The organism is Pseudotabrizicola algicola (assembly GCF_010915705.1).
GTDB classification, from domain to species: domain Bacteria; phylum Pseudomonadota; class Alphaproteobacteria; order Rhodobacterales; family Rhodobacteraceae; genus Pseudotabrizicola; species Pseudotabrizicola algicola.
Window position 1 is genome coordinate 276,615 of record NZ_JAAIKE010000005.1, and the last position, 6,234, is coordinate 282,848.

Annotated in this window: 4 protein-coding genes and 3 pseudogenes; 2 read left to right on the plus strand and 5 right to left on the minus strand. The window is 64.5% G+C overall.

Going from position 1 to position 6,234, the window contains the following annotated elements; all coding sequences use genetic code 11:
• From G3572_RS16175 to G3572_RS16190, 4 genes are all read right to left on the minus strand, one after another.
• Nucleotides 1-1,257: glycosyltransferase family 2 protein (locus G3572_RS16175; RefSeq protein WP_164613770.1), on the minus strand; the 1,257-nt coding region annotated here is incomplete at its 3' end.
• A gap of 209 nt (nt 1,258-1,466) precedes the next feature.
• Nucleotides 1,467-2,714, minus strand: a complete 1,248-nt coding sequence (gene arsJ / locus G3572_RS16180) for an organoarsenical effux MFS transporter ArsJ (RefSeq protein ID WP_164613772.1) — start codon at nt 2,712-2,714, stop codon at nt 1,467-1,469.
• 82 nt (nt 2,715-2,796) lie between these two features.
• Nucleotides 2,797-3,804: an ArsJ-associated glyceraldehyde-3-phosphate dehydrogenase gene (locus tag G3572_RS16185; RefSeq protein ID WP_164613774.1), complete on the minus strand. Its 1,008-nt coding sequence runs from the start codon at nt 3,802-3,804 to the stop codon at nt 2,797-2,799.
• Between the two features lie 6 nt (nt 3,805-3,810).
• Nucleotides 3,811-4,665 carry a metalloregulator ArsR/SmtB family transcription factor gene (locus tag G3572_RS16190; protein WP_164613818.1) on the minus strand — a complete coding sequence of 285 codons (855 nt, stop codon included), beginning with the start codon at nt 4,663-4,665 and terminating at the stop codon, nt 3,811-3,813.
• Between the two features lie 183 nt (nt 4,666-4,848).
• On the opposite strand from G3572_RS16190, the pseudogene G3572_RS16195 reads away from it, so the two are divergent.
• Both G3572_RS16195 and G3572_RS22425 read left to right on the plus strand, forming a co-directional pair.
• Nucleotides 4,849-5,175: pseudogene (locus G3572_RS16195) on the plus strand (tyrosine-type recombinase/integrase); the annotation flags it as partial.
• An 8-nt stretch (nt 5,176-5,183) separates the two neighbouring features.
• Nucleotides 5,184-5,646: pseudogene (locus G3572_RS22425) on the plus strand (transposase); the annotation flags it as partial.
• Nucleotides 5,647-6,068: 422 nt separating this feature from the next.
• Here G3572_RS22425 and G3572_RS22150 read toward each other — a convergent pair.
• Nucleotides 6,069-6,234: pseudogene (locus G3572_RS22150) on the minus strand (succinyl-CoA--3-ketoacid-CoA transferase); the annotation flags it as partial.

A 6,234-nucleotide genomic window follows, 5' to 3' on the forward strand; every position in this document is an offset into this window, starting at 1 on the left:
CGAGCCGTCATTGGCGATGCAGACCTCCAGATCGGCAACGTCCTGCGCCAGAACGCTTTCCACCGCGCGCTCAATGTATTTCGAGGCGTTATAGGCCGGAATATACACCGAAACCTTCGACACCTCATGCCAGACATCCCGCTTGCGGTCCCAGTGGTTCGGGCACAGCGCCTTGTAAAGCTCCTGCTCGGCGGGGAAGGCTTCCTGGTCGGAGTGGCCCGCCAAGGAGTCAACGGCAAGCGGACAAAGCCAGGCACCGCGGACGCTGGCCCGGTAGGCGAGTTCGCGCGCCGCAAGTGTGGTGCTGGCAAAGCGCGGGTCGGTCAGCCCGATTTCGCGCAGCAGACGCGCTGGCACCAGCATGTTCAGCCCCGCCACGTCGCGGAACGGATAGCGCCCGCTGAACCGCTCGCGCAAGGCCGCGTCGGAATACAGCGTTGCAAAGCCCTGCCCTGCCCGCGTGCCGGTTGGCATCGGCACAACGGGCTGCACCACCGCATCCGAGATTTCGGCCAGTTGCAGACCGCGCTGCAAAAGCATGCGGTCGATCGCCGGTGCTCCGGCAACGAAAAGCACCTGATCGCAGTCCCGCACGATCTGCCGCAGGTCCGACTGTCCCTGCGAGCTTTGCAGCGCATGCGCACGCAGCGACAGCGTGCCTTGCCCCGGCAAGACAGCGGCTGCGTCAAGCCCGTCGCCTCCGAAAACAGTCACATCGAGGCGGCCCGCAAACACCAGATCGCAAAGGCCGGCCAGCACGGAGCGCTGCGCCGAGGCGTCGACGGCAAGCGGCGACCAGACCACATGAACCCGCCGCACTGCGGGGGTGAAATGTCCGGCCAGTCCGGCGGCCGCTTCTTGCAAGAAACGGTAAGAATTGCCCGCCCCGGCATAGGGCGGCAAGGCCATCGCCCAAGGGTAGGGCTTGGGCACAGCCTGATCGGCATTGAGCCGACGGAAGGGCAGCAAAAGCCGCTCGTCCAGCGAGCCCGTGTAATCGCTGGGTATGTTGATCTTGCGCACCGGGCGCTGCTGCGCCTCGGCCTGCATCAGGCGCTGCCAATAAATGGCGCAAATGTCCTCGCTGGCCTCCGGATGATACTTCAGCCCTTCGAGGAGCCGCCGCGCGCCGTAAAAGTCATGCGCTTCGATCCGGTCCAGAGCGGCGCGGAACTTGGTCCAGATGTTGCGGGGGTATTGCTGCAAACGGTGCGAGACATCCTGCTCGGCAAACAGGTGCGTGCTATCCAAGCTCATGAGTCAATCTGCCCCGTCAACATGGGAGGAACCAAAGGATCACAAAAAAACCTAGACCAACTCATTAAATTGAACGCACGGCGCGGACGTTAACCTTTGACCGGATTTTATCGCGAGTCGCAAGGGTGATCCTTTGGACGCCTATGTCATGAGCGAAATGTGGATGAAGTTTTGCTCAACATGCCTTTACCTTGTGCAACTGGGGTGCGTCACGTTCCGGCGAGGCGGCGCGCGGCGAGCCAGCTTGCAAGGGCCATCGCCCCTGCGGTGGCCAGGCACAGCGGCAGGCCCCCGAACTGGTAGCTGAGTCCGGAAAGCAGCGTGCCGACCAGCCGACCCGCCGCATTTGCCATATAGTAAAAGCCCACATCGCGGGTGATCCGCTCTGCCGATCCGAAGGCAAGGATCAGGTAGGAGTGGACAGAGGAATTCACCGCAAAGACAAAGCCGAACAGCAAGAGGCCCGCGACAAGTGTGGCGGTCAGCCAATCGGCAGGCGCGGGTGCCATCCAAGCTGCCCCTGCCAGCACAAAAGGGATCGGCACGAGACGCCCGGCCCAGACAATCGCGTTGCGGACCGTCTCGGCCTCGGGCTGGCCTTTGGCGCCCAGAAGGCGCGGCGCCATGCCCTGCGCCGCGCCATAGGCGATGATCCAGAGCGCAAGAAAACTGCCGATGAGAAAGAAGGCCTCGCGCCGCCCCTCGGCGCTGCCGTCCGAGAGCACGGCCTGAAAATAGACCGGGATGCCGACGACGAACCACACATCCCGCGCGCCGAATAGGAACAGCCGCGCAAGGCTGAGCCGGTTCACCCGCGCATCTTGCGACCGCCAGCCGCCCCAAGCCTCGTCAGATTTCATCCGCCCCGGCAAGCCCGCAGGCAGGAAAAGCACCACCGCCAAGAGGATCAGCGCCAGGACCCCGGCCATGCTCCAGACCGCAGCGCGGAACCCCGCCAGCGCCAGAAGCGCCGCGCCGAGGAAAAAGCCCAAGCCCTTGACCGCGTTCTTCGACCCCGTGAGCAGAGCGACCCAGCGAAAGAGGCCGCCGCTTTCCTTTGGCGCGAGCAGTTTCACGGCGGATTTGGAGGACATCTTGGCCAGATCCTTGGCCACGCCCGAAACCCCCTGCACCGCCATCACGAAGGCGACCGAGGCGGCGATGCCCCATGACGGATCAAGCTGCGCCAACGCCACCAATGCGCCCACCTGCAAAGCCAGTCCGCCATAAAGCGTTGCTGCAAGGCCGAAGCGCGCGGCGAGCCAGCCCGCCGCCAGATTGGTCACGATGCCCGCCAGTTCATAAAGCAGAAAGAGCCATGCCAATTGCACCGGCGTGAAGCCAAGGCTGTTGAAATGCAACAGCACCAGCATGCGCAGGGCGCCATCCGACAGCATGAAGGCCCAATAGGCGGCAGTGACGGCAGCGTAGGCGCGCAGCGGGTTGAGATCGGGCATCAGGTGCGCCTCGGGCTATGGGCGGTCCGCGGCGACTTTCCCCGAGGGTCCGCCAGAGGGTATCTGGAGACAGGCGACACGGTCAGGCGTGGCGGGCGACCATGCGGGCAATGTCGGCCAAGCGGCAGGCATAGCCCCATTCATTATCATACCAGGCAAAGATCTTGACCTGCGTGCCGCCGGTCACCAGTGTCGAAGGGCCATCGATGATGGCCGAGCGCGGGTCATTGGTGAAATCGCAAGACACCAGCGGGCGGGTTTCATAGCCGAGGATGCCCGAGAGTGGCCCCTTGGCCGCCGCCTCGAACAGGGCGTTCACCTCTGCAACCGTGGTGGCCCGCTCCACCTCGAACACGCAGTCGGTGAGCGAGGCGTTGAGCAGCGGCACCCGCACGGCATGACCGTTCAGGCGGCCCTTCAATTCGGGATAGATGAGGGTGATCGCCGTGGCAGAGCCCGTGGTGGTGGGGATCAGGTTCATCAACGCCGAGCGGGCGCGGCGCATGTCCTTGGCGGGCCGGTCCACGATGGTCTGGGTGTTGGTCACGTCATGGATGGTGGTGATCGACCCGTGCCGGATGCCAAGCGCTTCGTGAATGACCTTGACGACCGGAGCGAGGCAATTGGTGGTGCAGGAGGCCGCCGTCACCAGACGTTGCGAGCCATCGTAAAGATGGTGGTTCACGCCATAGACAAGGTTGAGCGCATCGCCGTCCTTGACCGGGGCAGAGACAAGGACCGTCCTGACCCCGGCGGCGTAATAGGGGGCGAGCTTTGCAGCGGTCTTGAACACGCCCGTGCAGTCGATGACCAGATCGACGCCCATCTCGGCCAAGGGCAACGCCTCGATGGTCTTTTCATGCGCAAGGCGGATGCTCTGGCCGTTCAGCACCAGCGCATCGCCCGCCGCCGCGACAGGGGTGCGCCAGCGACCGTGGACGGAATCGAACTCCATCAGCAGCGCGTGCTGGTCGGCATCGCCAACGGGGTCGTTCAGAAGCACGATTTCGCCGCCTGCGCCGCTGTCGATCAGGTCACGGAGAGCGAGTTTTCCGATGCGGCCAAGGCCGTTGAGGGCGATACGCGTCATCTTGCATCAGTCCTTTGTGCCAGTATCGGTGCCGATCGCATCGACCTGTGCTTGCAGCGACATCCGGTTCAGACTGTCAAACGGCAGGGCGACAAAGGCCGCGATGCGGCGGCGCAGGGCGGTATAGGTCTGGGCAAAGACCAGCGCCTTTTCGGCATCGGTGCCGCCTGCCTTGACCGGATCGGGCAGGCCCCAATGTCCGGTAATCGGCTGGCCGGGCCAGGGCGGGCATTCCTCGGCTGCGGCGGTGTCACAGACGGTAAAGACAAAATCCATCGTGCCGGCGTCCGGCGTCTGAAACTCTGACGCATGTTTTGACCGCAGGCCCGCAATGTCGTGGCCGTTGCGGCCAAGCACAGCAAGCGCGAAGGGGTTCGGCGCGCTGCTCGGCCGCGTTCCGGCGGAATGGGCGTGAAACCTGCCCTTGCCCAGATCGCGCAACAGCGCCTCTGCAAAGATCGAACGGGCGGAATTGCCCGAGCAGAGGAAGAGCACGTTGAAAGCGGTGCCGCGTGGCTCGGGGGTCATGGGCGCAGTCTCCTTTTGTGCAAGGGCCAAGGGGGCCAGAAGATCGGGACGCGCCCGCCCCACATCGAGCGCGAGATAGCCGATCAACCCTTCGGTCGCGTCAAGATCAACCGCGTAGAACAGCGATCTGCCCCGCCGCTCCACAGCGACAAGACCAGAGGCGCCGAGGTCTGCCAGATGGTGCGAAAGGGTGTTCTGCTTCATCCCGAGCGCTTCGGCGATCTCGGTCGGGCGCACGCCTTGGGGGGCAAAACGCATGAGAAGCCGGAACACGGCAAGACGGCCGGGGTGGCCGAGCGTGGCGAAGGCATGGGAGGCGCGGTTATGTTCCATATTTCCCGAATGAAGGAAATATAGACGATTGTCGAGTGAAAGTTTCATGACGCAGACCCGACGAAGGCGTGACAGCGCCGCGTTGGGTTTGGCTTGAACCTGCGTGGCACGTCGGTGAGCCCGTGCTCCTTCTATGCCCACCGCAAGTGGTGTCCCGATCACACGGTGATTTGGCTGACGCACGGGCTCAAGTATCGCGGCACGCTCAGCATCTCCTGTGATGCCTAGCTCCGGGCGGCCGAGGTCTGCAAACTCAAGATCGGCGATATCGACAGCGGCCGGTTGCTGATCCACGTCAAGCAGGGCAAGGGCCAGAAGGACCGCAAGGTCATGCTGTCGCCCGGCCTGCTTGAGTTGCTGCCGCCGCGTTGGCGCGAGGCGCGCCACGAAGGCTGGCTGTTTCCGGGCAAGCCCAAGATCAACCCGATCTCATCGCGCCAACCGAACCGCGATTTCACCTCGGCCAAGCATATGGCCGGCGTCAGAAAGCACGCGAACTGCACAGGATGAACAGGCGCGAGAGCAGAGCCGTCGCTGCGTGGCTGGCCCCGTTCCACAAGCCCGAATGGGTGGTCTATGCCAAACCACCGTGCGGCGGACCCGAGGCAGTGCTGGGGTATCTGAGCCGCTACACCCACCGGGTCGCGATCTCGAACAACCGCCTGATCTGCGCCGACGCCGCAACCGTCGCCTTCTGCTGGAAGGACTACCGCATCAAGCGGGGCGACCGGCTGCTGTCACGCGGCTGGCCGCTGGCGCGCACGTCCTGCCCGATGGCTTTCGTCGAATCCGTCACTACGCCCTGCTGGCCAGCGCCAACCGCAAGGTCAACATCGCGAAGAACCGCGCCATGGTCGGCGCCTACCTCAAGTTACGCCTCCCGATGCGGCGATCGGACCAGGAGCGCTGACCCTGCGCGCGCCTTGCCCTTGCTGCGGCGGCCCCATGCGCGTGATCGAGATCTTCCGCCCCGACCAGTAACCGCGGTCACCTGCCCCGACGAGGGACTTGTTGGCATGATGATACGACCATTCCCCAGACGTTCATCATGCTGGCACCAGCCAAAGGGAGGACCGGCCGAACCCGCGTGTCCTGCCCGCCCTCCGCGCCAAACTTCGCCGACAAAATCGCCGCCCGCGCTGCCCGTTTCCTGGCCGTCCGTGCCCGGAGACGGACCGGCCGCCGCAACAAACGGACACGGTCCCAAGCCGAGACCGATCCCGGCCACCACCCTCGCCACCCTTTCCCCATAGACAGCTCCCGGCAACTGGCGGCTGCCTCCTTGGGTGGTTTCCCAACGCGGGCCGTCCGTGCGCCAAGCTGCGCCCTCTCGCCGCAGCCCGCATATCTTAACCAAAGCGGCCACTCACTGCTTACAGGGCGACCGGCAGCTTTCGGTAGATCTATGAAACCAGCGTCGCCTCTGTGGCGGCGCGGAGTTCGGCTTCGGTGACGCCATCGGCGAGTTCGACGAGTTTGAGGCCGCCCGGGACCACGTCGAGCACGCCGAGGTTGGTGATGATGCGGTCGACCACGCCCTTGCCGGTGAGGGGCAGGGTGCAGGCGCGC